Annotated in this window: 26 protein-coding genes and 1 pseudogene; 14 read left to right on the top strand and 13 right to left on the bottom strand. The window is 46.6% G+C overall.

The annotated features are described in order from the left end of the window. Window positions 1-388: 388 nt before the first annotated feature. Window positions 389-1,579, bottom strand: coding sequence for an aminotransferase class V-fold PLP-dependent enzyme (locus E4T80_RS01705; RefSeq protein WP_135054364.1), 1,191 nt, complete (start codon window positions 1,577-1,579; stop codon window positions 389-391). After that, window positions 1,576-2,259, bottom strand: a complete 684-nt coding sequence (locus E4T80_RS01700) for a thermonuclease family protein (protein ID WP_135054362.1) — start codon at window positions 2,257-2,259, stop codon at window positions 1,576-1,578. The genes E4T80_RS01705 and E4T80_RS01700 overlap by 4 nt, the downstream gene beginning before the upstream one ends. A 129-nt stretch (window positions 2,260-2,388) precedes the next feature. On the opposite strand from E4T80_RS01700, the gene E4T80_RS01695 reads away from it, so the two are divergent. The 5 genes and pseudogenes from E4T80_RS01695 (at window position 2,389) to rplI (ending at window position 5,206) form a co-directional block, all read left to right on the top strand. After that, window positions 2,389-3,636 carry an NRAMP family divalent metal transporter gene (locus E4T80_RS01695; RefSeq protein ID WP_135054361.1) on the top strand — a complete coding sequence of 416 codons (1,248 nt, stop codon included), beginning with the start codon at window positions 2,389-2,391 and terminating at the stop codon, window positions 3,634-3,636. 175 nt (window positions 3,637-3,811) lie between these two features. Then, complete coding sequence (gene rpsF, locus E4T80_RS01690) at window positions 3,812-4,189, top strand: 30S ribosomal protein S6 (RefSeq protein WP_047976289.1); 378 nt, start codon at window positions 3,812-3,814, stop codon at window positions 4,187-4,189. Then, window positions 4,176-4,539: pseudogene (priB, locus tag E4T80_RS01685) on the top strand (primosomal replication protein N). The gene rpsF and the pseudogene priB overlap by 14 nt, the downstream one beginning before the upstream one ends. Next, window positions 4,514-4,741: a 30S ribosomal protein S18 gene (gene rpsR / locus E4T80_RS01680; protein ID WP_005598105.1), complete on the top strand. Its 228-nt coding sequence runs from the start codon at window positions 4,514-4,516 to the stop codon at window positions 4,739-4,741. The pseudogene priB and the gene rpsR overlap by 26 nt, the downstream one beginning before the upstream one ends. Window positions 4,742-4,756: 15 nt before the next feature. Beyond that, window positions 4,757-5,206 carry a 50S ribosomal protein L9 gene (gene rplI, locus E4T80_RS01675; protein WP_135054357.1) on the top strand — a complete coding sequence of 150 codons (450 nt, stop codon included), beginning with the start codon at window positions 4,757-4,759 and terminating at the stop codon, window positions 5,204-5,206. 56 nt (window positions 5,207-5,262) lie between these two features. Here the strand turns inward: rplI and E4T80_RS01670 are convergent, their stop codons facing one another. Then, on the bottom strand, window positions 5,263-5,478 hold the full coding sequence (locus E4T80_RS01670) for a YdcH family protein (protein WP_047976286.1): 216 nt from the start codon (window positions 5,476-5,478) through the stop codon (window positions 5,263-5,265). 179 nt (window positions 5,479-5,657) lie between these two features. Between E4T80_RS01670 and E4T80_RS01665 the strand changes: the two genes are divergently transcribed. The 4 genes from E4T80_RS01665 to E4T80_RS01650 all read left to right on the top strand — a co-directional run bounded on the left by E4T80_RS01665 (window position 5,658) and on the right by E4T80_RS01650 (window position 9,418). After that, on the top strand, window positions 5,658-6,386 hold the full coding sequence (locus E4T80_RS01665; protein WP_135054355.1) for a pyruvate formate lyase-activating protein: 729 nt from the start codon (window positions 5,658-5,660) through the stop codon (window positions 6,384-6,386). 3 nt (window positions 6,387-6,389) lie between these two features. Further along, complete coding sequence (locus E4T80_RS01660) at window positions 6,390-7,331, top strand: LacI family DNA-binding transcriptional regulator (RefSeq protein ID WP_135054353.1); 942 nt, start codon at window positions 6,390-6,392, stop codon at window positions 7,329-7,331. Between the two features lie 22 nt (window positions 7,332-7,353). After that, window positions 7,354-8,172: a Cof-type HAD-IIB family hydrolase gene (locus tag E4T80_RS01655; RefSeq protein WP_135054351.1), complete on the top strand. Its 819-nt coding sequence runs from the start codon at window positions 7,354-7,356 to the stop codon at window positions 8,170-8,172. 79 nt (window positions 8,173-8,251) lie between these two features. Next, the gene (locus E4T80_RS01650) at window positions 8,252-9,418 is read left to right on the top strand and encodes an efflux RND transporter periplasmic adaptor subunit (RefSeq protein WP_135054349.1); all 1,167 of its coding nucleotides are present in this window, start codon (window positions 8,252-8,254) and stop codon (window positions 9,416-9,418) included. Between the two features lie 33 nt (window positions 9,419-9,451). Here the strand turns inward: E4T80_RS01650 and E4T80_RS01645 are convergent, their stop codons facing one another. Beyond that, window positions 9,452-10,396: a bile acid:sodium symporter family protein gene (locus E4T80_RS01645; RefSeq protein WP_135054347.1), complete on the bottom strand. Its 945-nt coding sequence runs from the start codon at window positions 10,394-10,396 to the stop codon at window positions 9,452-9,454. A gap of 326 nt (window positions 10,397-10,722) precedes the next feature. Between E4T80_RS01645 and pepB the strand changes: the two genes are divergently transcribed. From pepB to rluA, 5 genes are all read left to right on the top strand, one after another. Further along, complete coding sequence (gene pepB / locus E4T80_RS01640) at window positions 10,723-12,009, top strand: aminopeptidase PepB (protein ID WP_135054378.1); 1,287 nt, start codon at window positions 10,723-10,725, stop codon at window positions 12,007-12,009. Window positions 12,010-12,160: 151 nt separating this feature from the next. Further along, window positions 12,161-12,580 carry a LexA family protein gene (locus tag E4T80_RS01635; RefSeq protein WP_135054345.1) on the top strand — a complete coding sequence of 140 codons (420 nt, stop codon included), beginning with the start codon at window positions 12,161-12,163 and terminating at the stop codon, window positions 12,578-12,580. Window positions 12,581-12,643: 63 nt separating this feature from the next. Continuing rightward, window positions 12,644-13,972 (top strand): anti-phage deoxyguanosine triphosphatase, encoded by a 1,329-nt coding sequence (locus E4T80_RS01630; RefSeq protein WP_135054343.1) that lies wholly within the window; start codon window positions 12,644-12,646, stop codon window positions 13,970-13,972. 302 nt (window positions 13,973-14,274) lie between these two features. Next, window positions 14,275-14,991 carry a purine-nucleoside phosphorylase gene (gene deoD, locus E4T80_RS01625; protein WP_135054341.1) on the top strand — a complete coding sequence of 239 codons (717 nt, stop codon included), beginning with the start codon at window positions 14,275-14,277 and terminating at the stop codon, window positions 14,989-14,991. A gap of 84 nt (window positions 14,992-15,075) precedes the next feature. Further along, complete coding sequence (rluA, locus tag E4T80_RS01620; protein WP_135054339.1) at window positions 15,076-15,744, top strand: bifunctional tRNA pseudouridine(32) synthase/23S rRNA pseudouridine(746) synthase RluA; 669 nt, start codon at window positions 15,076-15,078, stop codon at window positions 15,742-15,744. A 60-nt stretch (window positions 15,745-15,804) separates the two neighbouring features. On the opposite strand, the gene lpxC is transcribed toward rluA, so the two are convergent. From lpxC to murD, 9 genes are all read right to left on the bottom strand, one after another. After that, a complete protein-coding gene (gene lpxC / locus E4T80_RS01615) occupies window positions 15,805-16,725 on the bottom strand; it encodes a UDP-3-O-acyl-N-acetylglucosamine deacetylase (protein WP_135054337.1) in 921 nt (306 codons plus the stop codon). 34 nt (window positions 16,726-16,759) lie between these two features. Continuing rightward, window positions 16,760-17,965 (bottom strand): cell division protein FtsZ, encoded by a 1,206-nt coding sequence (ftsZ, locus tag E4T80_RS01610; RefSeq protein ID WP_135054335.1) that lies wholly within the window; start codon window positions 17,963-17,965, stop codon window positions 16,760-16,762. A gap of 34 nt (window positions 17,966-17,999) precedes the next feature. After that, window positions 18,000-19,277 (bottom strand): cell division protein FtsA, encoded by a 1,278-nt coding sequence (gene ftsA, locus E4T80_RS01605; RefSeq protein ID WP_047976275.1) that lies wholly within the window; start codon window positions 19,275-19,277, stop codon window positions 18,000-18,002. 20 nt (window positions 19,278-19,297) lie between these two features. Further along, complete coding sequence (locus E4T80_RS01600) at window positions 19,298-20,080, bottom strand: cell division protein FtsQ/DivIB (RefSeq protein ID WP_135054333.1); 783 nt, start codon at window positions 20,078-20,080, stop codon at window positions 19,298-19,300. Further along, on the bottom strand, window positions 20,080-20,991 hold the full coding sequence (locus E4T80_RS01595) for a D-alanine--D-alanine ligase (RefSeq protein WP_135054331.1): 912 nt from the start codon (window positions 20,989-20,991) through the stop codon (window positions 20,080-20,082). The genes E4T80_RS01600 and E4T80_RS01595 overlap by 1 nt, the downstream gene beginning before the upstream one ends. 144 nt (window positions 20,992-21,135) lie before the next feature. Then, complete coding sequence (murC, locus tag E4T80_RS01590) at window positions 21,136-22,563, bottom strand: UDP-N-acetylmuramate--L-alanine ligase (RefSeq protein WP_135054329.1); 1,428 nt, start codon at window positions 22,561-22,563, stop codon at window positions 21,136-21,138. Window positions 22,564-22,582: 19 nt separating this feature from the next. Next, on the bottom strand, window positions 22,583-23,638 hold the full coding sequence (murG, locus tag E4T80_RS01585; RefSeq protein WP_135054327.1) for an undecaprenyldiphospho-muramoylpentapeptide beta-N-acetylglucosaminyltransferase: 1,056 nt from the start codon (window positions 23,636-23,638) through the stop codon (window positions 22,583-22,585). Between the two features lie 9 nt (window positions 23,639-23,647). Beyond that, window positions 23,648-24,829: a putative lipid II flippase FtsW gene (ftsW, locus tag E4T80_RS01580; protein WP_135054325.1), complete on the bottom strand. Its 1,182-nt coding sequence runs from the start codon at window positions 24,827-24,829 to the stop codon at window positions 23,648-23,650. Next, window positions 24,829-26,127, bottom strand: coding sequence for a UDP-N-acetylmuramoyl-L-alanine--D-glutamate ligase (gene murD, locus E4T80_RS01575; RefSeq protein ID WP_135054323.1), 1,299 nt, complete (start codon window positions 26,125-26,127; stop codon window positions 24,829-24,831). The genes ftsW and murD overlap by 1 nt, the downstream gene beginning before the upstream one ends. Window positions 26,128-26,195: the final 68 nt, after the last annotated feature.

Raw genomic sequence — 26,195 nt, 5'->3', positions numbered from 1 at the left:
TGAGAGGGTTGTTAGAATAAAACATGAGCGTTTCCTTTTTTGTTTAGATTGAATTTGACACTCATATTCTAAACGGGAAACGCTCACTTTTTATTGTGATTTGTCAGATTTAATCTGATCTTCTACACTTAATTAAAGTTGTTCTGTACACCACATACCGATTCACTGCCAGCTCGGATTAGCACAGTTTTCCAATTGGTAGGTAATCTCTATTACCGAAATCAGTGCAATACTATATAACTTTGGTAAAATTTATTTTTCTCAATAAATCATCAGCTAAACTTATCCAACAAAACCTAAATGTGAGGAGCGGAGCCTTTTGGATACTAATCACAGATGTAATTGAAGCTAAATTTAAATAATTATATATTTGAATCATTTCAGAAAGTTAAACTGCTAAAATATCCAAAGCCAGGCCCACCCCCTCAAAAAACCGTTCGAGATCGTGTTGATTATTGTAGTGAGCGAGGGAAAGGCGGAGTGTGCCGGTTTGGTTGAGGTAGCGTAAGTAAGGTTTAGCGCAATGCTCGCCGCTGCGTAGGGCAATTCGTTGCTCGGTCAGAATAGCAGCAAGGTCGGCGTGGTGCTGATTTTGCACGGTAAAGCTCAAGGTCGGGCGGGTACCCTGCCCGATAATTTGCACGTTCGGATAAGCATCTAACCGCTTGTAGAGGGTGGCAGCCAACTTATAAAGCCCTTGATTGAGCATTGCAAAATCCCATTCATTCAGCCATTCCAACACACTGGCAAAGCCGATAATGCCGGCGATATTCGGCGTGCCAGCTTCAAGGCAATAGGGCAGATCCGCTAAAATTAACCGTTCTGCATTCACCTCTTGTAGCATTTTGCCGCCGAAAACCAGCGGGCGTAATTGTGCCAAACGTTGCATTTTGCCAATCAATACACCGACACCGGTCGGGCCATACATTTTATGGGCGGAAAAGGCGTAAAAATCGGCATCTAATGTTTGCACGTCAATCGCTTCGCTACACACCGCTTGGGCAATATCCAATACGATGATCGCTTCACTGTGTTGGCGGATAATCGGTATAAGCCGTTCAATCGGTTGCCGAACGCCGCTCACGTTAGACACCAAGTTCAATGCCACAATTTTGGTACGAGCCGACAACGCATTTTGGAGTATATCATCGTCAATTTGATAGGCTGAATTGAGCGGTAACACCACCAGTTTTGCCCCTATCTGTTGCGCAAGCTGTTGCCACGGCACAAAATTAGCGTGATGTTCCGCCACGGAAATCAAAATCTCATCGCCCGCTTGAAGCCGGGCAGCCAAGCCATTTGCCACGATATTCAGTGCGTGTGTCGTGCCGCTTGTCCAGATAACCGCCTCTCTCGCTTCGGCATTAAAACGTTGGGCAACCAAATCCCGTGCCAATTCATAGCGTTCGCTTTGGGCGAGATCGTACTGACTGCGATGCACCGAGCCGGCGGAGCGATAAAATTCGGCGGTCGCCTCGCCTAAAATAGCCGGTTTTAAGGTTGTGGCGGCGGAATCCAGATAAGTCCACTCGGGCTGTTGTTGAAAAAAAGGGAATTGTTGACGAAATTGTGCGTTCATTTGCGATTTGCCTGCCGATAAAGTTTGTTACAGGGAATGCCGTCATTGTTGCCGTCCAATTCTTTCCAACCGCATTGTTGAAAATAACGCAAGGCTTCATTGTAATCTGCCATTTGGCGACAACTGCGTTTCACATTGCAGTTTAGCGTTGCAGAAAGCGGGGCGTTTGGGCGGGAATGTTGCAAAATTGGGGAGTGATCCGAGCGCTTGTTCGCCCGCCAATCCGCCGGATTGATCGGGTTTGCCGCTTGCCATAGTCCAATTCCGCGTTGGCAGGCAAGACTTTCGGCTTGTTGATAGATCGGTTGGGTTTGGCGATACGCCCACGCCATTCCCTGTTCGACCAACATCAGATTGAGATTTTCACCCCGTTCGTTGTAGATCACGCCGAGCAAACGTTGATATTTGTCGTAACCGCTCACAGCAACACGCACCTGTTTTTTAAACGCCAAGGCGGCTAAGGCTTGTTTGGCTCGCTGACCAAACGGCTGGGTGCTTTCCGGCGCATCAATATATTGTAAACGGATTTTGAGCGGTTTGCGATCTTTTAAGCAAGTGAGCGTATCACCATCACTGATACCGACTACTTGACATTCCAAATGACGCAGCTCGGCGCTGCTCCCTGTGGAAAACAGACCTAATCCTAAGCTCATTATCAATATACGCCATCGTTGCAACATTTTCTCCCCACTACAAATCATCATCGGGCATTTAAACGGAACGGCAAATAATAAATTGATTGTTGTTTTTAATCAAATTTTATGCCTAAAATTGTATTCTTTACAAAACAAAAACAATTAGGAACCAATATGACACAACAATCCACTTGGCAAAGTAAATTTGCCGCTATGGGCCCCGGTATTTTAATGGCTTCGGCAGCCGTGGGCGGCTCGCATATCATCGCCTCTACCCAAGCCGGTGCGATTTACGGCTGGCAGCTTGCGTTAATCATTATTTTAGCCAACCTGTTCAAATACCCGTTTTTCCGCTTCGGTGCACAATATACCCTCGCCTCAAATAAAACCTTATTAGAAGGCTATAAAGAAAAAGGCACGCTCTACCTGTTTGTGTTTTTTGTCTTAAATGTGTTTGCCACAATGATCAATACCGCCGGTGTCGGTATTGTAACAGCCGCTATTTTGAGCTTTATTTTGCCGAAATCGTGGGCGCTTACCATTCCGCAACTCAGTACGATTGTTATCAGCGTTACTTGGGGGATTTTGTTACTCGGCAAATATCGCTTCTTAGACCGTTTGTCGAAATGGATTATGACGGCATTAACCGTTTCAACGGTCAGTGCGGTCGTCATCGCCAGCTTTAAAGGCAGTGTGATGCTGCCCGATTTTGTCGAACCCTCTCCGTGGGAACTCGCCTCACTCGGCTTTATCGTGGCGTTAATGGGCTGGATGCCTGCGCCGATTGAAATTTCCGCCATTAATTCAATGTGGGTGGTCGCCAAACAGCGTTTCCACAAAATCAGCTATCAAGACGGCTTATTCGATTTTAATGTCGGCTATATCGGCACCGCCATTTTAGCCTTAGTATTTTTGGCATTAGGGGCAATTATTCAATACGGTTCAGGCGAAGTCGTGGAAAAAGCAGGGGTAAAATATATCGCCCAACTGATCCGTATGTACGCCTATGCGATTGGCGATTGGTCAAGCCTGTTAATCGCATTCATAGCATTTATGTGTATGTTCGGCACGACCATTACCGTGATTGACGGCTACTCCCGTGCCAATGCCGAAGCCTTGCGGGTGTTACTCAACAAAAAAGAGAGCTCCCAAGCCCAATTAAGCCTTTGGATGACCTTTGCCGCCGTCGCCGGCTTAGTGATTATTCTTGTCTTTATGAGCGATGTCGCCAAAATGCTTAACTTTGCGATGATCTGCTCGTTCATTTCTACCCCGATTTTCGCTTACTTGAATTTATCGTTGGTACTCAAAGGGGAGCATCGGGTCAAAGGCGGTTTGTTTTGGCTATCTATTATCGGCTTAATTTATTTAACCGGTTTTACCCTGTTATTTATCGCTTACCACTTTGGCTTTTTAAGCTAGCCGAAATACAAGCGGTCGTTTACGCACAAAAATCTGTAATCAATGCTTTTCTGCTTGTGAAAAAAATTTTTGTGCGTATAATACGCCCGTTCAGTCATATTCACTTTTTAATCCTTGCTTCCACAGGTTGATGACTGGCTAAAGTTGGAGGCTGTTAAACCCGTAAGGATAGTCAATGCGTCACTACGAAATCGTTTTTATGGTTCATCCGGACCAAAGCGAACAAGTACCTGGTATGATCGAGCGTTATACCGCTTCTATTAAAGAAGCAGGCGGTCAAGTTCATCGCTTAGAAGATTGGGGTCGTCGTCAATTAGCATACCCAATTAACAAACTTCACAAAGCACACTATGTGTTAATGAATGTAGAAGCGCCTCAAAGCGTAATCGACGAGCTAGAAACTAACTTCCGTTATAACGATGCGGTTCTTCGTAACTTAATCGTTCACACTAAAAGTGCAGTAACAGAAGCATCACCAATGGTTAAAGCGAAGGAAGAGCGTAAAGCCCCTGAAGCAGTTGCTGAAGTTGAAGCCGAGGATGCAGGCGAGTAATTCGCCGATTGATAACTGTTTAATCCTATCCGGCACCGTTGCCACAAGGATTAAACAAAGCCGAAGCCCGCTAGGTATCCCACACTACAGTTTTTATTTGGAACATCGTTCCAACCAAGTAGAAGTGAATTTACAACGCCAAGCGTGGTGCAAAATCAAAGTGATTTTGAGCGGTAATCAATTTAGTACAATAGCCCAACAAATTATGGTCGGTGTTCGAGTGAAAATTCAAGGTTTTATCCACACTCACAAAGACTACAACGGTTTAAACCAGTTAGTATTACACACCGAACAGATTGAATTTATAGATTAGGAGAAGCCAAAATGGCACGTTATTTCCGTCGTCGTAAGTTCTGCCGTTTCACTGCGGAAAATGTTGTTGAAATCGATTACAAAGATATCGCTACATTAAAGAACTACATTTCTGAAAGCGGCAAAATTGTTCCAAGCCGCATCACTGGTACTCGTGCGAAGTATCAACGTCAATTAGCTCGTGCAATCAAACGTGCACGCTATCTTGCGTTACTTCCATACACTGACAACCATCAGTAATTTAAGGAGAGTACAATGCAAGTTATTTTATTAGACAAAGTTGCTCAACTTGGTACAGTAGGCGACCAAGTAAACGTTAAAGCAGGTTTTGCCCGTAACTACTTAATCCCGCAAGGTAAAGCGGTAATGGCAACGGCAGCAAATATTGCACATTTTGAAGCTCGTCGTGCAGAATTAGAAGCGAAAGCCGCAGAAGCATTAAGCGCAGCACAAGCTCGTGCCGCAGCAATTGCAAACTTAGGCGCTATCGCCATTACCTCTAAAGCAGGTGATGACGGTCGTTTATTCGGTTCTGTCGGTGCGCGTGATATCGCCGAAGCTATTTCTGCTGCTGGCGTTGCTATCACTAAAGCAGAAGTACGTCTTGTCGAAGGTGCGTTACGCACAACCGGCGAACACGAAGTGAAATTACACTTACACGCAGAAGTGAACACAACGGTAACAGTCAATATTGTTTCAGAATAAGCCGATAAAAAAACCCAGCCGAAAGGTTGGGTTTTTTATTTAGGCTCTGCTTGAAATTATGCCGCCTTTTTTCTCAAAATCGCATAGATTTCGTCTTTTAAATGGAGCTTCTCTTTTTTCAAGACTTCAACTTCCGTATGGGTTGCTAGCTCAATATTCGATTCCATATTTTTAATCCGTTGATCCAGCTCGTTATGTTTATCAAACAGCCGTGCAAAGTGGGCATCTTCCGTTTTTAATTGACTGATTAAATCACGGTATTCAGGGAACATATAAAACTCCTTTGGTTATTATTTATTATAGTCGGAATAATAACACTTTCATTTTGACTGCCGACAACTAAATATTAAAAATTTGAAGCAGATCACAAAAAATTCAGGCAAAATCCCGATGTGAACAAATTATGTTTAACGGTATAATAGTTGCGATTTTTTACTTATTAGGATCAAGAATGCGTTATCTTTCCGTCTGTCTGACACTGCTTTTGCTTGCTACCAATACGGTATTTGCCAACTGGCAGAAAATCAGTGAGGCCGATTATGTTTGGGGGCCGTTTAAAATCTATAATCTCTCGCTGTTTACGGAAACAGGTGAATATCAGCTCGGCACTCGCCCGCTAATGCTCACGCTAAAATATGCAAAACCGGTGGACGGGCGGGATTTTGCGATCTCCCTTGCCCGCTCGTGGTCTAATCTTGGTATTACATTGGAAAATCAAGATGAGGTTGTCGATCGGCTGCGCAAAATTCTGCCTAATATTAAGAAAAACGACCAATTAAGCTACATTGCATTGAGCGACAAAGGTTATTTTGTGCTTAACGATACGGTCATACCGGAAGAATTTAACCAAGCCTTTAACAATGCGGTCGTTTCTGTTTGGCTCGATCCACAGGTGGAGATTGGGCGAAAGTTGCTAGAAAGCCAAAAAAATGTTGAAACGATAGTGGTACAAATGCCGAAGGCGGAAGCAGTCATTCCGAGTGAAGCCACTGATGATACGGAACCCCCCCCCGAGCAAGCGGTGAGTTCCGAGCCAAATAATGCAAATACGTCAGCCCCCGAATCCCCAGCACCTCAAAACGATAAAAAACCTGACGCTTCACCCACTAATGAAGATCAAGAGATTGAGATTTCTCCCCCCGCCGATCCGATTCCGACCTGGCAAAATCCAACCGGCTAAAGAATGAAATATACTATCAAAGATATTGCACAACTGTGCCAAGTCGGTAAATCGACGGTGTCCCGCGTGCTAAACGATGATCCGAATGTCAATCCCGCCACACGAGAACGCATTCAAGCTGTAATCAAATCGCTGAATTTTCAGCCGAACCGCAGTGCCAGAGCAATGCGGGGCAGCCGAGAGCCTGTGGTGGGCATTATTATTACCCGTTTGAACTCGGCGGCGGAATCCCAAACATTGAGTGCTATTTTGCCGGCACTTTACCGCCAGCAAATCACCCCGATTATTGTTGAAAGCCAATTTCAGCCAGAACTTGTCAGCCGGCACTTTAAATTATTCCGAGAACGCCAAGTGAATGGGGTGATTTTATTTGGCTTTTCTCAGCTCTCTCACGCCGTTCTCAATGAATGGCAGCACCATTTGGTGACGGTGGCTCGCCCCTACCCGAATATTTCCGCCGTGTTTTATGATGACGCACACGCCGTCAAGCTGATAATGCAACGTTTTTATCAGCAGGGGTATCGAGAAATAGCTTATCTCGGTGTGAATGATGACGATGAAACCACCGGCAAATTGCGTAACCAAAGTTATTTGCAATTTTGTGAGCAGCACCATCTTTCACCGAATTTGGTGAAAACGCCGCTTGGAGCGGACAACGCTTACCGCAATGCACCGCAACTGTTTCGGCAGCCCGTTTCCGCCATTGTATGCGCCAGCAGTAGTTTGACGATCGGCTGCCTTAAATATTTGCAAGAAACACAACAAAACCGACCGCTTGCAACGATTGGTCGCAACGAATTGTTGGATTATCTGATCCCCGATTTGATCAGCCTTGATTTTGGCTATCAACAAGCGGGCAAATGGGCAGTCAAATTATTGTTGAAACAATTACAGGGCGATGCCGAGATTGAGCAACGCAAAGTCCCGCTCGCCCTTTTAGATTGATCATACTCAGGAGAAACAAACGATGAACCTTCCGTTTAAAGCAATTATTTCCGATCTGGACGGCACACTGTTGAACGCCCACCACCGCATCGGCAATTTCACGATTGAAACCCTGAACAAATTGGCAAAATTAGGGGTCGATATTTTTTTCGCCACCGGTCGCAACCTGCCCGATGTCAAACATATCATTAGCAAAGTTGATGTAAAAGAGGCGATGTTGGTAACCTCAAACGGCGCAAGGGGTAATAATTTAGCCGGAGAACTGTTAGTCAATCACCATATTCCTGAAGAGCTTGCCCTTGCGATTATGCAAAACACGCCGTTTAATCCGCAAACCGTTTGTATTAACAGTTATCAAGGGGACGAGTGGTTTATCAACGTGGATATTGAACAGTTGCGAAAATACCACCAAGATTCCGGCTTTTGCTACCAAGTGATCGATTTCAAACAGCACCACGGGCGGCAAACCGAAAAAATCTTCTACATCGGCAAAACCGCTGATGATCTTTTACCGATTGAGCAACATATCCGCCACCATTATGGCGACCAACTGCAAATCACCTACTCCACCCCGCAATGCCTTGAGATAATGCACAAAAATGTCTGCAAAGCGAATACGCTCGCCGAGTTAGTAGCACTACGGGGCTACACACTGGCGGATTGCCTTGCCTTTGGTGATGGAATGAACGATGTGGAAATGCTCTCGCAAGTCGGCAAAGGCTGCATTATGGGCAATGCCGACCCACGTTTAAAGCAGGCGCTGCCCGCCAATGAGATCATTGGCGATCATAAACACGAAGCCGTCGCCAGCTATCTACGGGCAACCTTCGGCATTCACTAACGCCGTTCACCGACAAGGAACTATTTTGCTAAAAATCAGTCGGAAAAGACCGCTTGTTATGTAAAATAAATAGAATGGAATGAAAAAAAGTAAATCAATCGTGATTTTGCTTGCCCTACTGGGGGCAGGCTATTTTATTTATCAGCAATTTTTTGCACCCCAACAGACTGCCCAAATCCACTATATTACCGAGCCGGTAACACGAGGGGATTTGGATAAAAGCGTACTGGCGACCGGTTCGGTACGAGCCAGCCAACGAACCGAGGTTGGAGCACAGGTTTCCGGTAAAATTCAAAAGCTCTATGTTGAAATGGGGCAAGCGGTACAAAAAGGGCAACTGATTGCGGAAATTGACTCCGAAACGCAACAAAATGAGCTTAATACCGCCCAAGCCGAGCTTTCCGCTTCCCAAACGCAGCTTCAATCTCGCCAAGTGGCATTAAATGTGGCGCAATCTAACTACAACCGCCTCTCGACCCTTTACCGCCAAAAAAGCACTTCATTAAGTGAGTTGGAGAAAGCCCAAAACGATTTGGCACTGGCAAAAGCTAATTTAGAAGAGATTAAAGTCCAAATCCAAGTGAAGCAGATCGCCGTCAATACGGCAAAAACCAACTTGGGCTACACCAAAATTCTCTCGCCGATTGACGGTGTGGTGGTATCGATCCCGATTTCCGAGGGGCAAACGGTCAATTCAAACCAAACTTCGCCGACCATTGTCCAAGTGGCAAATGTGGATAAGGCATTGATTAAATTTGAAATTGCCGAGGGCGATATTGCGCAAGTAAAACCGCAGCAGGTGGTCAGTTTTACCCCGTTAGCCGATCCTGAACAGCGCTATCAAGGCACAATCCACAGTGTTGATCCGGCACTCACCACCCTAACGGATAACACCTACAAAGAAGCCTCCGGTAACAGCGATGCCGTGTATTATTACGCTAATGCGTTAATTGACAACCACGATCACCGCTTACGCATCGGAATGACCGTGCAAGGCAAAGTCATTATTGAGCAAAAGAAAGGGGTTTTGCTTGTCCCAAGTAACGCCTTGAAAAAGCAGGGGCAAAGTGCGAGCGTACAAGTGCTGGAAAATAATAAAGCGGTGGAAAAAACGGTTACTCTCGGCTTATCGGATAGCCGCTACACTGAAATTACCTCAGGGCTAAAAGAAGGGGAACAGGTCATTACCACCCAACGGGCAGAGGGCGAGCAAATCAGCAGCGGCAATATGCGCTTGAGATTTTAAGGGGCAATGCCCCTTTTATTTTAGCCGGCGGATTTAATCGGATTGTGATTTATTGAGACGGCTAAACCACATCGCCAAAATCGGCCCTGAAATATTATGCCAAAAACTGAACACGGCACTCGGCACAGCGACAATCGGGTTCGCCTTAAAGTGCAACGCCGCCAAGGCTGCGCCTAAACCTGAATTTTGCATTCCCACTTCAATTGAAACCGCTTTACTATCGTAAACCGAGAGATTGAGTATACGCGCCAACGCATAGCCTATCAGATAGCCCAAGCTGTTATGTAAGGAAACAATCGCAAAAATCAGCAGCCCCGATGCCAAAATTTTCTCTTTGCTCACCGCCACAACCGCCGTAACAATCAGCACAATGGCGATCACCGACACCAGCGGCATTGCTTGGCTCACCTGTGCGATTTTCTGCTTAAATATGCCCCGTATCACCAACCCGATAAAAATCGGCAACAATACTATTTGCAATACCGACAAAAACATCGCCGCGGCGTTAATCTCCAACCATTCGCTGGCTAACAGATAGAACACTGCCGGCGTTAAAACCGGAGCAAGCAGGGTTGAAATGGTTGTACAGGCAACGGATAATACCGTATTCCCCCTTGCCAAAAAGGTCATCACATTTGAGGATGTGCCGCCGGGGCACGCGCCGACCAAAATCACCCCAATTGCCAGATCCGCCGGCAGTTGAAATAATTTTACTAACGCAAACGCTACACTCGGCATTACGATAAATTGTGCCGCTACGCCAATTAGCACGGCTTTCGGATTTTTGGTTACTTCGGCAAAGTCTTTAAACGTTAGAGTTAATCCCATTCCTAACATCACAATCCCAAGCAGATAGGGAATCCACGGCACAAACTGTTTGAAAATATCAGGAAACTGTGCCGCAAGCAAGGCAAACACAATCACCCAAACCGCAAAGGTTTGGCTGACAAATCGAGTTAATTTTAGTAATCCATTCATAAAAATATCTCAAAAACGAAAAGGAGTGCAAGATTATCGAAAATTAGGCAAAAAGTGAATAAAAATCATCAACTTGCAAGCGGTCTTTTTTACGGCAAATGTTGCAACATTGCACTATCATTTCTCGGTGGCACAAAATAGGCTTATTATTAAACCCTTAGGATACATTACCTGTCCTAGCCAATAACGGATTGATATTCTTTGGGTTTTAGATTGCACGCCGATGACGTCATCGTTTAGCGCTGTGCAACCGCTATATAATGTTGCAAAATTTTGCTAGGATCGAACCGCTTGTTATCAAATTAAAAGGAAATCCAATGAAAACGATGAATATCACCCTCTCAACCAGCCCTGCACCGCAAGTTTGGGGCGAAAATGCGATCATTTCGGCAAACGATCAGGGCATTACCATTCACTTGCAAGACAATCCGCTCATCACCATTCAAAAAGCCGCCCGCAAAATTAAAAATCAAGGGATTTTGAATGTCGCTTTAGCCGGAGCACAATGGGAATTGGAGCAATGCTGGGCGTTTCAGCAAGGCTTTGCCAGCGTGAAAAATGCGGGGACGATTGCCTTTCCATCACTGCACGAACAACAAACGGAATTTAACGCCCGCCTTGCCTGCTCAACCTTTACCCGCACACTCATCAACGAACCGTCCGATACCCTCACCCCCGAAGCATTGGCAAACAAAGTGGCAGAATTTATTTTGCATCAGGCGGATCACTATGTCGGTAAAGGCTGCGTTTCCTTTGAAATCATCGCCCGTGAAGCCTTAAAAGAGCGGGGCTATCACGGTATTTGGACGGTCGGCAAAGGCTCGGCGAACTCGCCGGCAATGTTACAGCTTGATTTTAACCCGACCGGCAATCCCGATGCCCCCGTGTTAGCCTGCTTGGTCGGTAAAGGCATTACTTTCGACACCGGCGGATACAGCCTCAAACCTAGCGATTCAATGAGCACAATGCGTACCGATATGGGCGGTAGCGCACTCGTTACGGGCGCATTAGGTTTAGCGATTGCCCGCGGCTTAAAACAGCGGGTGAAACTCTACCTTTGCTGCGCCGAAAATATGGTCAGCAGCCGAGCTTTCAAGTTAGGCGATATTATCACCTACCGCAATGGCGTAACCGCGGAAGTCAATAATACCGATGCCGAGGGGCGTTTGGTACTGGCAGACGGTTTAATTGATGCGGATAAACAGAATGCACAATTTATTATCGACTGCGCCACCCTAACCGGTGCGGCAAAAATCGCAGTGGGCAACGATTACCATTCGGTACTTTCAATGGACGATCAGCTCGTCAATGATTTATTCACCGCGGCTAAAGCAGAGAACGAACCGTTCTGGCGATTACCGTTCGAGCCGTTCCACCGTTCGCAAATTTCGTCCGCCTTTGCCGACATTAGTAACACCGGTTCCGTGCCGGTCGGTGCAGGTGCAAGCACTGCCACCGCCTTTCTCTCCTATTTTGTGAAAAATTATCAGCAAAATTGGTTGCATATCGACTGTTCCGCCACTTTCCGCAAAAATGCCTCGGATCTGTGGGCGGTCGGTGCAACAGGGATTGGGGTTAAAACCTTAGCAAATCTCTTGCTATCCAAATCATAATGCCAACGCCACGTTTAAATCGTGGCTGATTTTTGCTGAAAAAGGGATCGTAATACTGTAATAATTTACAAAAAAATGCATTTTGCCGATTGACACTGTTTTAATAAACAGTAAAATAAATCCTGTATAAACAGACAGTTTCGGAGGCTATATGGCATATTTGCGATCCCTTGAGCGTGAACGCTCCTACCAACCCCTTCCCCTCTATCGAGATACTAACAGCCAGCGATCACTCAAACTCGATCTCAATGCCCTCTGTATCCGCCGCCCGAATGAAACCTTTTTCATTCAGGTTAAAAACCCGAATTTGATTATGTGGGGCATTGAGTTTGACGATCTGCTGATCGTTGAAAACCACCAAGCCCCTCAAAAAAACGATCTGATTGTGATCGAAAAAGCAGGCGAGTATAAGTTCTACCAATTTTTTAATGAGATTGAGGATGAAAAAATCCTGTTTGCATTGGATATTCGTGAATCCAATTTACGGATTCAATCTTGGCAAGATATTCCCCTTGCCGGCGTGATCACTAATGTTGTCCACCAAATGCGAGGGCGGCAATCCGCCGCTTAGGCTTGTTTTCCATCGCACTTTCACGCTAGAATTGCCTTAATATTCTACAATTGAGGGGTAACTATGACTTCAGCCATTTGGACGGCACGTTTTCAAGCGGATCAAAAACGTGAGCAGGATCATCGCTCGCCCTTTCAGCGAGATCGGGGGCGGATTTTACATTCTGAAGCCTTTCGCTGTTTACAGGCGAAAACGCAGATTCACGCCGTTGGGGAAGATGATTTTTATCGCACTCGCCTCACCCATTCCCTTGAAGTTGCCCAAATCGGCAGCAGTTTACGGGCTAAACTGGCGGAGGATAAATTCGGCTTTCAAGCGGTCTGTTGCGAACCCAAATTTGCAAAATATGCCGAACAACTCACCGCCCTTTTACCTTCCCGCAGCCTTACCGAATCCCTCTGCTTTGCTCACGACTTAGGTCATCCGCCTTTCGGACACGGTGGCGAAATGGCGCTCAATTACAAAATGGCAGAATATGGCGGCTTCGAGGGCAATGCACAATCTTTCCGTATTGTTACCCAGCTTGAGCCTTACACCGCAAATGCCGGAATGAATTTAACCCGCCGCACCTTGCTCGGTATTATCAAATATCCCACGCTACTTTCCCAAGCTGTTCCTCGTCAGCCCAAGCCGATCACTCATTCCCGTTACATCAATTTACACGATTTCCCGACCAGTAAAGGGCTATTTGATGACGATCAGCCTTTTTTCGATTGGGTACTTGCCCCACTTTCCGAACCGGATCGCCAACTGTTCACCCAAGTTATCGAAAACAGCGATCCAAATTGTCCAAATCAGACCCGCTATAAATCCCTTGATTGCAGCATTATGGAATTGGCGGACGACATTGCCTACGGGGTGCACGACTTGGAAGATGCGATTGTCGGCGGAATGGTTACACCGCAATCGTGGCAAAATGCAGTAGCGGAGTTTGAGCAATGTTGCTCACCTTGGATCAAAACAATGCTAGCGAAGGGAATGAGCGAAAAACTCTTTTCCGAGCATCGCTACGAACGCAAAGATGTGATTGGCGGCTTGGTCAATTATTTTGTTACCAATGTGCAATGGCAGGCGATAAGCGAGTTTGAAGAGCCGTTGCTGCATTTTAATGCGACCTTGCCTGCGGAAGTCCGTGCCGTGCTGGATATATTAAAACGCTTTGTCTATCAATATGTTATCTGCGATGTAACGACACAGCGGGTCGAATATAAAGGGCAGCGCATCTTAATGGCACTGTTTGATATGCTCAGTTGTGATCCGAGACGTTTACTCCCTAAAGCCGTTGCCCAACGTTGGCAAAAAGCCGAACCGAACCAACGCCCACGGGTGATTTGCGATTACCTCGCAGGTATGTCTGACGGGCAAGCCTTTAAATTATATCAAAGTTTGTAATCCTATCGTTCACGTCGCTATATCATCACAATATGAGGTAGCAAAAATGAACGAACAAGCGATTTCAAAGCGTCCGTTTAAAAGCTCAATTCTATCGCGAGGGCTGCTAATGAACGAAACCGTTATTTTGCTCCATTGCAAACATCAGTGTTAAACCGACCGCTTGTCGCCCGTTCATCATACAATTTGGTGCAAGCGCTCGGATTCCTCACGATTTTTGCAAAATAGGGGCTTGCAATGAACGGCGGAGCAATGGAAAATATCCCCCCAAGATTCTCTACATAACCAATGAGGAAATCACAATGACTCCACACATTAACGCACCAGCCGGTGCATTTGCCGATGTTGTATTAATGCCGGGCGATCCGCTGCGTGCTAAATATATTGCCGAAACCTTTTTAGATAATGCCCAAGAAGTTACCAACGTGCGTAATATGCTCGGCTATACCGGCACTTACAAAGGACGCCGTATTTCGGTAATGGGGCACGGTATGGGGATTCCGTCCTGCTCAATCTATGCCAAAGAGTTGATCACCGAGTACGGTGTGAAAAAAATTATCCGTGTCGGGTCTTGCGGTGCAGTGCGTACAGACGTGAAATTACGTGATGTGATCATCGGTGTCGGTGCTTGTACCGATTCCAAAGTAAACCGCATTCGCTTTAAAGATAATGACTTTGCCGCCATTGCCGATTTCGATATGACAGTTGCTGCCGTTGAAGCCGCCAAACAAAAAGGGGTTAATGTACGAGTTGGTAATCTGTTCTCTGCCGATTTATTCTATACACCAGATGTTGAAATGTTTGATGTAATGGAAAAATACGGCATCTTAGGCGTGGAAATGGAAGCGGCGGGCATTTACGGCGTTGCCGCAGAATTTGGCGCTAAAGCCCTTGCCATCTGCACCGTATCCGACCATATCCGTACCCACGAGCAAACTACGCCCGAAGAACGCCAATTAACCTTTAACGAGATGATCGAAATTGCGTTAGAATCCGTCTTAATTGATGACGAAGCCTAATTGGTCAATATCTGCGGAAAACATACCGCTTGTTAATGCCGAACACCTGATTCGGCATTTTAATCTCTCTAAACATTCTCTCTTATGGCACTTATTGAATACAATCCTCCCCAAACCCCTTGGTTAGACGAAATTTATCGGGATAACCACATTCTTGTTCTGAATAAACCGAGCGGGCTGCTCTCCGTACCGGGCAATCGTCCTGAATATCAAGACAGTGCAATGGTCAGAGTGCAGCAAAAATACGGCTTCACCGAGCCGGCACACCGCTTAGATATGGCAACCAGCGGCATTTTATTGTTTGCGCTCAGCAAGCAAGCGGAAAAAGAGCTTAAACGCCAATTTCGTGAACGAGAGCCGAAAAAGCATTATCAAGCGCTAGTGTGGGGCAAAATGGGGCAGCACGTTGGCGAGCAAGGCACGATCAATTTACCGCTTATTTGCGATTGGGAAAACCGCCCCTGCCAAAAAATCTGCTTTGAGCGGGGAAAGCAAGCGGTTACTTTTTACGATATTCTTGCACACTATCCAAATAATACCACGAGAGTCAGGCTCACCCCCTATACCGGACGCTCCCATCAACTACGGGTACATAGCTTAGCGTTGGGGCATCCGATTATCGGCGATAAGTTCTACGCTAATCCTTTAGCCAAAAGCCTCTCGCCGAGATTGTGTTTACACGCTGAATATCTGGCAATTACCCACCCAATCACCTTTGAACCGATGGCGTTTGAGTCAAAACCGCCGTTTTAAACTAGAACAAAAAGGCTTAGCACCTGTAATGCTAAGCCTTTCTCCAAACTCTATTTTTACTTAAATAAAGAGTTGTCCGGTTGCAACATAACCTTGCGGAGCTTCGTGTTTTTGTTCAAAGGTTACAAATTCCCACGCATTTTGGTTGGCTAAAACGGCACGCAATAATTTATTATTTAAACCGTGTCCAGATTTATAGGCGCTAAAATCGCCTAAAATATTGTAGCCGCACATAAATAAATCACCCACTGCATCTAACATTTTGTGGCGGACTAATTCATCTTTAAAGCGTAATCCGTCTTCATTCAAAATACGAAATTCGTCCAGCACAATCGCATTATCTAAACTACCGCCCAACGCCAGCCCGATCGATTGAAGGTATTCCACATCTTTCATAAAGGTGAACGTTCTTGCCCGACTAAGCTGTTGAATAAAGTTTTGTGCAGAGAATGCCATTTGATAATGACGCACTTCGGGGCTAATCATCGGGTGGGTAAAATCAATGGTGAAATCCAGTTTTAAACCGTGAGCATACGGCTTAAACGCCGCCCATTTATCCCCTTCTTCCACTCTGATATGTTCTTTAATGCGAATGAACTTTTTCGTCGCATTTTGTTCCTCTATCCCTGCGTCTAAGAGAAGATAAATAAAAGGGCTAGAACTGCCGTCCATAATCGGAATTTCCGGCGCATCAACTTCCACAATGATATTATCTAAGCCAAGAGCGGACATTGCCGCATTGAGATGCTCGACTGTGGAAATACGCACGCCGTCGTCATTGATCATACAGGTACAGAGGGTCGTATCACGAATTGCCTCGGCACTTGCCGGAAAATAAACGACAGGATTGAGATCCGTACGAGCATAAATAATCCCGGTATTTGCTGGCGCAGGGCGCAGGGTGAGCGTTACTTTCTTACCACTATGTAATCCAATACCGGTAACTTTTGTTGCTTGTTTTAAGGTTCTTTGTTTAATCATATCGTTTTTCCTTAATCCTTCACAGGATTCGGCGTTATTGACCGTTTCTCATAAAGCCCGGGATAGATGCCGGTGAGAACATTTGGTTGCTATCCACAGACTGCGGTTTTGGTGCGGATTGCGGCTGTTGAACCGGTTGCTGTCCGAACTGGTTATTTTGTTGCTGATAGCCGCCGACAAACGCCGGTTGATTCGACTGTGGCTGTACCGACTGCGGATAGCCGTTTACCTGCGCAATAGGCTGTTGGATTCTCGGTGCGTGCATAATTTCTTCTTGTTGCCCGATACCTGTCGCCACAAGGGTTACCCGGATTTTACCTTCCATTTCAGGATAAAATGCCGAACCGAAAATAATCGCCGCATCAGGATCGGCAAAACTGGTAACATATTCCATAATGGTATTGACTTCGTTTAATTCAATGTCGAAACCGGACGAAATATTTACCAAAATCCCTTTTGCACCCGATAAATCCACATCTTCCAATAATGGGCTTGCCACTGCTTCTTTGGCGGCATTTTCCGCACGGTTTTCTCCTTCGGCAATCCCCGTCCCCATCATTGCTCGTCCCATTTCCGACATCACTTTCTTCACATCGGCAAAGTCCACGTTCACCAAGCCTTCCGATGTGATCATATCGGTAATACCTAATACGGCATTGCGTAAAACATCGTTGGCAACCCCGAAAGCTTCATTAAACTTCACATTTTTAGGCAATACTTTTAGCAATTTGTCGTTTTGGATAATAATCAGAGAATCAACGTGTTTGGCAAGTTCTTTAATCCCTTGTTCAGCGTAAGCGGAACGTTTACGCCCTTCAAAGGTAAAAGGTTTGGTTACAATACCGACCGTGAGAGAACCTTGACTTTTCGCAATTTCGGCAATGACTGGCGCAGCGCCCGTTCCCGTACCGCCGCCCATTCCGACGGCGATAAACACCATATCGGCACCGGTTAGCATATTGGTTAGCGCATCGCGATCTTCTTCTGCCGCTTGGTGTCCGACATTCGGATCAGCCCCCGCTCCCAACCCTTTGGTTACACTTGCACCGATTTGAATGGTATTTTGCACTGAACTACTGCGTAGCACTTGCGCATCGGTATTTACTGAAAAAAACTCAACGCTACCGCCAACATCGTTTTGCGTATTAACCATATGATTGAGTGCATTACCGCCACCGCCGCCGACACCGACAACTTTAATGACCGCATCTTGAGTTGGTTCAAAAATCGGTTCAAACATTTTCGATTCTCCCTGATGTGTTCTCTCGACACAATTAAAAATTTGATTTTGCCCAATGAATTAATTTTTTCGCCCCTCGACCGACAATATCAATGATGCCGCCAACCTTATCACCAATATCGCCCTCGGAACGACTATCCAAATCATTATAATGGCTATAATGTAATAAACCGAGCACACTGGCATATTGCGGTTTATTCACATAATCGGTTAATCCGGTAATATTGAGGGGGTCGCCCACTCTCACTTGGGAATTAAAGACAGATTTGGCACATTCTACAATATCTTCTATTTGAGAACCACCACCCGTTAATACAATTCCTGCAATTAATTCTTGTTTTATCCCTTTTTGATAAAGTTCATTACGCAAATTAATTAATTCGTCCGATATAACCTTTAATAAATCGTGATAGCATTGTGCAGTGTAATTAGACAGTTGCTCTTTGGAAAAAGTTCTCGGCACACGACCGCCTAATCCGTCAATTTGGAATTTTCTATCGGCAAAACTGGACGGCGGCGAAATCGCACTCCCGTGCTGCACTTTGATGGTTTCCGCCACATTGCGTGAGGTTGCAAAGGTTGCCGCAATATAATCGGTTACATTATTGCCGCCGAACGGAATCACCTTGCTAAAGCGCAATGCACCGTCCGTATAAACTAGCACGTCCATTGTGCCGCCGCCAATATCAATTAAGCAAACCCCTAATTCCCGTTCGTCATCGGTTAGCACGGAATAACTGGAGGCTAAACCGGAAAAAATAATTTGATCGATTTTTAATTTACTACGTTCTACCGCATTTTTTAAATTACGCAACCAATCATTATGGCAGGCAATAATATGGGCTTGTGCCTGTAAACGCATACCGGATAAACCGAGCGGGTTTTTAGTTGCCGGCAATCGATCGACTTTATACTCTTGCGGAATAATATGTAAGGTTTCCAACCCATCCGGTAATTTAATTGAACGGGCGATATGAATCGCATTATCCAGATCCTCTTGCTTGACCGTGCCCGATAGCGGCACAGTACCGACTTCGTTGAAAGAGGTAATATGCGCACCGGAAATCGCCAGCGTAACGCCCATAATTTGACATTCGGAGATCGACTCGGCTTCCTCAATCGCCCGCCCGATTGCCGATACCACCGCATCTAAATCCACTACGCCGCCGCTTTGCACGCCTTTGGAGGGGCTGACACCGGAGCCGATCACATTCACAACGCCGTCCGGTAAGACTTCGCCCACTACCGCCACAACTTTATGCGAGCCGACTTCTAACCCGACCACAATTTTAGATTCTGCTATTTTCGTCATATTCATTCTATTCGCAAAAATTAGTGTTTATTACTTAGTCCGACCGCCGCACCGTGTTCATAACGTAGATCGACATAGGACAACCGCTTACCTTCCGGCACATCAATTTCAGGGAAAATGCTCACGAAGCGGTCGATTTTCGGCAACCAATCTCCCCGCCCCAAACGTAATTCCACATCATTATCCAAAGTGATTGTCCAAGAACCGCGGGTATCCATCGCCACCGCTTTTAAACGTAAGTTGCGGGTATTTAAGTCCCGTTTAATTTTGCCCCACGCTTCCAGCACCACTTTACTTTCGCTATCCGGCCCAAACAGTAACGGCAAATTTTGTGCGTCAAAACGCCCTTCGGGCAGCCCAAATACCACGCCTTTGTCAGAGACAAACTGGCTATGATTCCAACGTGCCGCCGGAATGTGTTCAATTAGCGTCAGACTTAGCCGATTCGGGTACACTTTCCGCACCACGACATCTCGCACCCAAGAGAGCGCTAAAAACCGCTCTTTCACCGCTTGAATATCCTGTCCGAAATAGCCCTTTAATTGCGGCGCTTGAGATAGCGTTTCCCGAATATCTTGATTAGTAGTAAAACGGGTTTTATGGGTGAGCGCATAAGATTTGATCGGCGTTTTATCCAGCGACTCAAGCATACTTGTCCAATTTGCATAGAGTATATAGCCAAAAATCAAACAGACAAACAGAATCATCGGCTTAATAAAAATCAGCCAATCGATCGGATTATCGGGCTTACTGATCTTCGTCCCAATAACAGACGTTGGTTTTTTGCGGAAAACCACACTCATTACGCACTCAGCTCCAGTACCCGCTCGACTAACCGCTCAAAACTATAACCCACTGTTGCCGCCGATTTCGGGAAAATACTGTGGCTCGTCATTCCGGGGCTAGTATTCACTTCAACCAAACGGAAATGACCTTCACCGTCTTCCATCACATCAATGCGGCTCCAACCACGGCAGCCCACCACCTCATAGGCTTTTTTCACTAAGGCGGCAACTTCCGCTTGGCGCGCCTCGGAAAGCACAGGGCAGATATATTGAGTATTGTCGGAAATATATTTGGCGTGATAATCGTAAAACTCGCCGTCCGGAATAATTTGCACCGCCGGCAGCACTTCACCAGCTAACACCGGCACGGAATATTCCGCACCGGCTAAATTCTCTTCTACCAACACAATCGCATCATATTGCAGTGCCGCCTCGATCGCCGGTAACAGTTGATCCGCCGTTTTCACCTTGCTGACCCCGACGCTCGATCCCTCGCTCGCCGGTTTCACAAACAACGGCAAACCGAGTTTTGCAATAATTTGCTCGCAATCGACCGCTTGTCCCCGTTGCACCACAACCATTTCCGCTGTCGGCAGCCCAACTGCATTCCACAATAATTTGGTGCGGAATTTATCCAACGTAATCGCCGACGCCATTACACCGCAGCCGGTATAGGCAATGCCAAGCTGTTCCAACGCCCCTTGCAATACGCCGTTTTCACCGATGCCGCCGTGCAAAATATTGAATACCCGCTGAATGCCTTTTTCTTTTAATTTTTCAATCGGGAAGGTTTTAGTATCGATCGCTTCCACGTTATAGCCCAAACTTTGTAGGGCTTCAAACACCGCTTTACCAGAGTTGAGCGACACTTCACGCTCCGCCGATTCGCCGCCAAACAGTACGGCGATTTTTTCCTGTTTCAAATTCATCTTCGTTCTCTCTTAACAAGCGGTCGATAACCGCTGATTTTTTGCAAAATACTGTTATACGAACAATCTAATATTTAATCGGCTATGCGGACTATGGATTTGTCCACTCATATTGCAAATATTCGCCTCAATCCGACCGCTTGCCTAGCCTTTCCACTCGTCTGCCAAGCTACGAGCCAGTTTGCTGACATTGCCCGCCCCTTGTGCCAAAATCAAATCGCCGTCTTGTAAAATTTGATCGAGGACTTCGCCAAGCTGGCTGGTATCCGAAACTAAAATCGGATCAACCTTGCCAAGATTGCGGATCGAGCGGCACAACGCTTTACTGTCCGCCCCCACAATCGGCGCTTCGCCCGCCGCATACACATCGAGCATCACTAAAGCGTCCACCTGCGAGAGTACCTGCACAAAATCATCAAATAAATCACGGGTGCGGGAATAGCGGTGCGGTTGGAATACCATTACCACCCGTTTATTTTCCCAACCTTGACGTGCCGCTTTGATCGTTACATCAACTTCTGTCGGGTGATGTCCGTAATCGTCCACTAACATTATTTTACCGTTCGGGCGGATAAACGAACCGAGCTGATCAAAGCGTCTACCGGCCCCTTGGAAATCCGCCAATGCAGCTAAAATCGCCTCATTGCTGATCCCCTCCTCTTTGGCAACAGCCAATGCCGCTGTAGCATTTAGCGCATTATGCTTGCCCGGCACATTTAACAGCACATCAATCCGCTCGCCGTTCGGACAAACAACGGTGTAATGCCCTTGAAAGCCGGTCTGTTGGTAATCTTCAATACGGTAATCCGCCTGTTCGCTAAAACCGTAAGTCATCACTTGGCGACCGACTTTCGGGGCGATTTCCATTACCACCGCATCATCGGCACACATTACCGCCAAGCCGTAAAACGGCAAATTGCGTAAAAAGCGAACGTAGGTATTTTTCATCTGCTCAAAATCACCGTCGTAGGTATCCATATGATCCGGTTCGATATTGGTTACCACCGACACCATCGGCTGTAAATGCAAGAACGAGGCATCGCTTTCGTCCGCTTCGGCAATTAGATAACGGCTTGCGCCTAAATGTGCATTTTTACCCGCCGATTTAACCAAGCCGCCATTGACGAAAGTCGGGTCGAGCTTCGCTTCGGTATAAATCATTGAAATCATTGCGGTTGTGGTGGTTTTTCCGTGCGTCCCCGCCACCGCAATTCCGTGGCGGAAACGCATAATTTCCGCTAACATTTGCGCCCGTTGAATTACCGGAATGCGTGCTTCTTTCGCTGCGACGACTTCAGGGTTATCTTCGGTAATCGCACTGGAAATCACCACCACACTCGCCCCATTGATATTGTCTGCGTGATGCCCGAAACAGATTTTTGCACCGGCTTTGGCTAACCGTTGCGTTACCACGCCATCGGCAATATCCGATCCGCTGATCTGATACCCTTCGTTTAATAATACTTCGGCAATACCGCTCATTCCTGCACCGCCGATCCCGACAAAATGGATTTGGCTGACACGGCGCATTTCAGGCACCAGTTTTTTAATCTTATCTTGGAAATTTTTCATTTTATCTTCCTAATATCAGTTAATTCGCCACGTCCATAATCACTTCCGCCACCCGCTTGGCGGCTAACGGGGCGGCTTGTCGGCGGGCTTTTACCGCCATTTCGGTTAATGTTTGCCGATCAGCAAGCAGTGGCTGTAATTGGCGGTATAGATTTTCAGGAGTGAAATCCGCCTGCTCAATAATGATCGCTGCCCCCACATTCGCCAAATATTCAGCGTTTAAAAATTGTTGGCGATCTTTATGTTGAAACGGCACAAAAATTGCCGGTAAACCAGCGGCAGCAATTTCGCTAACCGTCAAAGCCCCCGAACGACAGATGACCAAATCCGCCCATTCATAAGCCGCTTGCATATCATCAATAAATTCACTCGCCGTGCCGTTGCCACTCTCTTGGTAGATGGCTTCCACATCGCCCAATTTACCTTTGCCGGCCTGATGACTGATAAACACTTTATCGCCTAGCATTTTCGCTACTTTTGGCACGGTGTTATTCATTACCAATGCCCCTTGGCTGCCGCCCATTACCAAAATATTAATCGGATAACCTCGCTCGGCGAAGCGAACTTCCGGGGCTGCAAGTTGAAAAAGATCCTGCCTCACCGGATTGCCCACCACTTCTGCTTGCGGAAAAGCGCTTGGAAAGGCTTGCAGGGTTTTACGGGCAATTTTTGAGAGCCACACGTTCGTTAAACCCGCCACCGCATTTTGCTCGTGCAGTACCACCGGCACACCGCATAATTTTGCCGCAATACCGCCGGGGCCGGACACATAGCCGCCCATACCGAGAACCGCATCGGGCTGATACGCTTTGATAATTTTACGGGCTTGCAATACCGCTCTGAAAATCGCAAAAGGTGCACTTAAAAGCGCCTTAATGCCTTTGCCTTTAATCCCGGAAATTTGGATAAATTCAATCGGAATACCGTGCTTCGGCACAAGCTCCGCTTCCATTCTATCTTTTGTGCCGAGCCAGCGGATCTCCCAACCTTGCCGCTGCAATTCCCGTGCCACCGCAATCGCCGGAAAAACGTGTCCGCCCGTGCCGCCCGCCATCACTAATAATTTTTTTACCATTGCTTTTTCCTATTCATCATTATTTAAATGAGCGTGTCCTATCCGCTCTAGGCGGTTTTCGTGGTCAATGCGTAACAATACGCCGATCGCTGCCGCCATAATCACTAAACTTGATCCGCCGTAACTGACTAAGGGAAAGGTCAGCCCTTTGGTCGGCAGCAATCCCGATGCCACCCCTAAATTGACAAAGCCCTGCACAAAAATCCAAATGCCGATACCAAAGGCAAAAAAGCCTTTAAAGCGGGCTTCCAATAATAAGGCTTCACGGCTGATTTTTAAGGCTCGGAAAGTTAATGCACAAAGTAAGGCAATAATGACGCAGATGCCAAATAAACCAAATTCCTCGCCAACCACTGCCATCACGAAGTCCGTATGCGCTTCCGGCAAATACTCTAATTTTTGAACGGAATTGCCCAAACCCCGTCCCCAAAACTCGCCCTGTCCAAATGCCATTTGCGAATTTGACAACTGAAAACCGTCCCCATACGCATCGGCAAAGGGATCTAAAAATGAAGTAACCCGTTTTAACCGATATTCCGAAGTTAATACCAAAAAGATAAAGGCTACCGCACCTGCCGCACCGAGCAATAAAAATTGCAAGACCTTTGCCCCCATAATAAATAGCATTGCAAAGGTTAATACAAACAGCACTGCCGTACTGCCCAAATCCGGTTGCAGTAGCAATAATACGCTAAAGAAGATCAGGATCACCATTGGGCGCATAAAGCTGAGATTCTTTGTTCGCATTTCATCAAACTTCCGCACATAAAAGCTGGAAAAATAGCAGATCATCGCTAATTTGGCTAACTCGGCAGGCTGAAAGTTAATTGGCCCTATCGGAATCCAACGGGTTGCGCCGTTCACATTTTTGCCCAAAATTAACGTTGCCAGTAGTAATATCAATGCACCACCGAACAGCCAGCCGTTATAGCGTTCCCAACGCTCACTGGGAATTTGCACAATAAAAGCACAGGCACACAACGCCGCCAACACATAAACCCCATCACGCACGGCAAAATAAAAAGGGTCATTGTATAGCCTTGTACTGACCGGAATAGCAGCGGACGTAACCATTACAAAGCCGATTACCAGCAAAATAAGGAATAGCCAAATCAAGCTACGATCATATAACGCATTAGGCAGGGTGAGTTGCCCCCATTTCTGCCATTCCTGCTTGAGCCTTGCCAGCATCAGTTCACCCCTTGTGCTAATTGGGCAAATTGCTGCCCTCGCACTTCAAAATTCGGGAATTGATCCAAGCTAGCACACGCCGGCGAAAGCAACACCATATCACCCGCTTTCAGTTGAGGGCGGATCTGTGCCACCGCCTGTGCCATTGTTTCCACTAACACACTGTTTTCGGTTAATGCCGCCAACGCTGCGCCGTCCCGACCGAAGCAGTAACAACGGATATGCGGTTGGTTAAGATAAGGCGTTAATTCTGAAAAATCCGCCCCCTTGCCGTCGCCGCCGAGCAACAGGTAAAGCACGCCCTCCACTTGTAAACCGTTTAATGCCGCAACGGTACTGCCCACATTGGTGGCTTTGGAATCGTTGATCCAGCGTACGCCGTCTGTGGTCGGCACAAGTTGAAAACGGTGATCTAGCCCCGTATAGCCCTGCAAAGCATTCACAATCCCCGTGCGATTTATGCCTGCCTTATCCGCCAATGCCATTGCCACCAACGCATTCATTACGTTATGGCGACCGCTTATTTTCAATTTGGCGATCTCAATTACCGGCTCGCCGTCTGCATAAAGCCAGCCGTTGCAAGCGGTATAATCCGCCGCATTTTCTGCAAAAGAAAATGATGAACTGACCGCTTGATCGGGCTGCGTTTGCGGATCTTCACCGTTGATAATCACGTTTTGTGCATTGTGATAGATACGCAACTTCGCTTGGCGGTAATCTTCAAGGCTGTCATAACGATCCATATGATCCTCGCTGACATTTAATACCGTTGCCGCAACGGCATTGAGCGAATAGGTGGTTTCAAGCTGAAAACTAGATAGCTCCAAAACGTAGAGCTGATAATCCTGCTCAAGTAGGCTCAATACCGGCACGCCGATATTGCCGCCCATTCCTACGCTGATGCCGGCTTGCTTTGCCATTTCGGTGGTGAGGGTTGTTACCGTGCTTTTCCCGTTCGAGCCGGTAATCGCAATAATCGGCGCGTTCGCTTCACGGCAGAACAGTTCAATATCGCCGACTACTTCCACGCCGGCTTGTATCGCCTGCTGAATTTCGGGCGTTTTCACCGACAAACCGGGGCTAATCACGATTAAATCGCTGGCGCACAGCCATTGGACGTTCAACCCACCGGTATGTAGCGGCACATCAGCAGGTAGCTGCTCTGCGCCCGTAGGATTGGCACGGGTATCAATCACTCGCACGCTTGCCTGTTTTTTGCGTAGAAATTCCATACAGGACAAGCCCGTTTTGCCTAAACCAATGACCGTAATCGTTTTGCCTTGATATTGATTTTCCATTGTTATTCTCTTGATTTTATGACGAACGCTTAGCGTCCTTACAATTACATCGATATATCCGTTTTTAG

It is taken from the genome of Muribacter muris (genome assembly GCF_004569585.1).
Lineage (GTDB): Bacteria > Pseudomonadota > Gammaproteobacteria > Enterobacterales > Pasteurellaceae > Muribacter > Muribacter muris.
This window is presented reverse-complemented; position numbering and strand designations above follow the sequence as displayed.

What these genes read in the sequence shown, in the direction of transcription:
- murG (WP_135054327.1), bottom strand. Translation starts at nt 23,638, where the DNA reads ATGGTAAAAAAATTATTAGTGATGGCGGGCGGCACGGGCGGACACGTT.
- ftsA (WP_047976275.1), bottom strand. Translation starts at nt 19,277, where the DNA reads ATGACGAAAATAGCAGAATCTAAAATTGTGGTCGGGTTAGAAGTCGGC.
- E4T80_RS01670 (WP_047976286.1), bottom strand. Translation starts at nt 5,478, where the DNA reads ATGTTCCCTGAATACCGTGATTTAATCAGTCAATTAAAAACGGAAGAT.
- ftsW (WP_135054325.1), bottom strand. Translation starts at nt 24,829, where the DNA reads ATGCTGGCAAGGCTCAAGCAGGAATGGCAGAAATGGGGGCAACTCACC.
- E4T80_RS01705 (WP_135054364.1), bottom strand. Translation starts at nt 1,579, where the DNA reads ATGAACGCACAATTTCGTCAACAATTCCCTTTTTTTCAACAACAGCCC.
- rplI (WP_135054357.1), top strand. Translation starts at nt 4,757, where the DNA reads ATGCAAGTTATTTTATTAGACAAAGTTGCTCAACTTGGTACAGTAGGC.
- deoD (WP_135054341.1), top strand. Translation starts at nt 14,275, where the DNA reads ATGACTCCACACATTAACGCACCAGCCGGTGCATTTGCCGATGTTGTA.
- E4T80_RS01595 (WP_135054331.1), bottom strand. Translation starts at nt 20,991, where the DNA reads ATGAATTTGAAACAGGAAAAAATCGCCGTACTGTTTGGCGGCGAATCG.
- E4T80_RS01635 (WP_135054345.1), top strand. Translation starts at nt 12,161, where the DNA reads ATGGCATATTTGCGATCCCTTGAGCGTGAACGCTCCTACCAACCCCTT.
- E4T80_RS01665 (WP_135054355.1), top strand. Translation starts at nt 5,658, where the DNA reads ATGCGTTATCTTTCCGTCTGTCTGACACTGCTTTTGCTTGCTACCAAT.
- pepB (WP_135054378.1), top strand. Translation starts at nt 10,723, where the DNA reads ATGAATATCACCCTCTCAACCAGCCCTGCACCGCAAGTTTGGGGCGAA.
- E4T80_RS01650 (WP_135054349.1), top strand. Translation starts at nt 8,252, where the DNA reads ATGAAAAAAAGTAAATCAATCGTGATTTTGCTTGCCCTACTGGGGGCA.
- rluA (WP_135054339.1), top strand. Translation starts at nt 15,076, where the DNA reads ATGGCACTTATTGAATACAATCCTCCCCAAACCCCTTGGTTAGACGAA.
- ftsZ (WP_135054335.1), bottom strand. Translation starts at nt 17,965, where the DNA reads ATGTTTGAACCGATTTTTGAACCAACTCAAGATGCGGTCATTAAAGTT.
- E4T80_RS01655 (WP_135054351.1), top strand. Translation starts at nt 7,354, where the DNA reads ATGAACCTTCCGTTTAAAGCAATTATTTCCGATCTGGACGGCACACTG.
- E4T80_RS01660 (WP_135054353.1), top strand. Translation starts at nt 6,390, where the DNA reads ATGAAATATACTATCAAAGATATTGCACAACTGTGCCAAGTCGGTAAA.
- murD (WP_135054323.1), bottom strand. Translation starts at nt 26,127, where the DNA reads ATGGAAAATCAATATCAAGGCAAAACGATTACGGTCATTGGTTTAGGC.
- E4T80_RS01695 (WP_135054361.1), top strand. Translation starts at nt 2,389, where the DNA reads ATGACACAACAATCCACTTGGCAAAGTAAATTTGCCGCTATGGGCCCC.
- E4T80_RS01645 (WP_135054347.1), bottom strand. Translation starts at nt 10,396, where the DNA reads ATGAATGGATTACTAAAATTAACTCGATTTGTCAGCCAAACCTTTGCG.
- E4T80_RS01630 (WP_135054343.1), top strand. Translation starts at nt 12,644, where the DNA reads ATGACTTCAGCCATTTGGACGGCACGTTTTCAAGCGGATCAAAAACGT.
- E4T80_RS01700 (WP_135054362.1), bottom strand. Translation starts at nt 2,259, where the DNA reads ATGTTGCAACGATGGCGTATATTGATAATGAGCTTAGGATTAGGTCTG.
- murC (WP_135054329.1), bottom strand. Translation starts at nt 22,563, where the DNA reads ATGAAAAATTTCCAAGATAAGATTAAAAAACTGGTGCCTGAAATGCGC.
- lpxC (WP_135054337.1), bottom strand. Translation starts at nt 16,725, where the DNA reads ATGATTAAACAAAGAACCTTAAAACAAGCAACAAAAGTTACCGGTATT.
- rpsF (WP_047976289.1), top strand. Translation starts at nt 3,812, where the DNA reads ATGCGTCACTACGAAATCGTTTTTATGGTTCATCCGGACCAAAGCGAA.
- rpsR (WP_005598105.1), top strand. Translation starts at nt 4,514, where the DNA reads ATGGCACGTTATTTCCGTCGTCGTAAGTTCTGCCGTTTCACTGCGGAA.
- E4T80_RS01600 (WP_135054333.1), bottom strand. Translation starts at nt 20,080, where the DNA reads ATGAGTGTGGTTTTCCGCAAAAAACCAACGTCTGTTATTGGGACGAAG.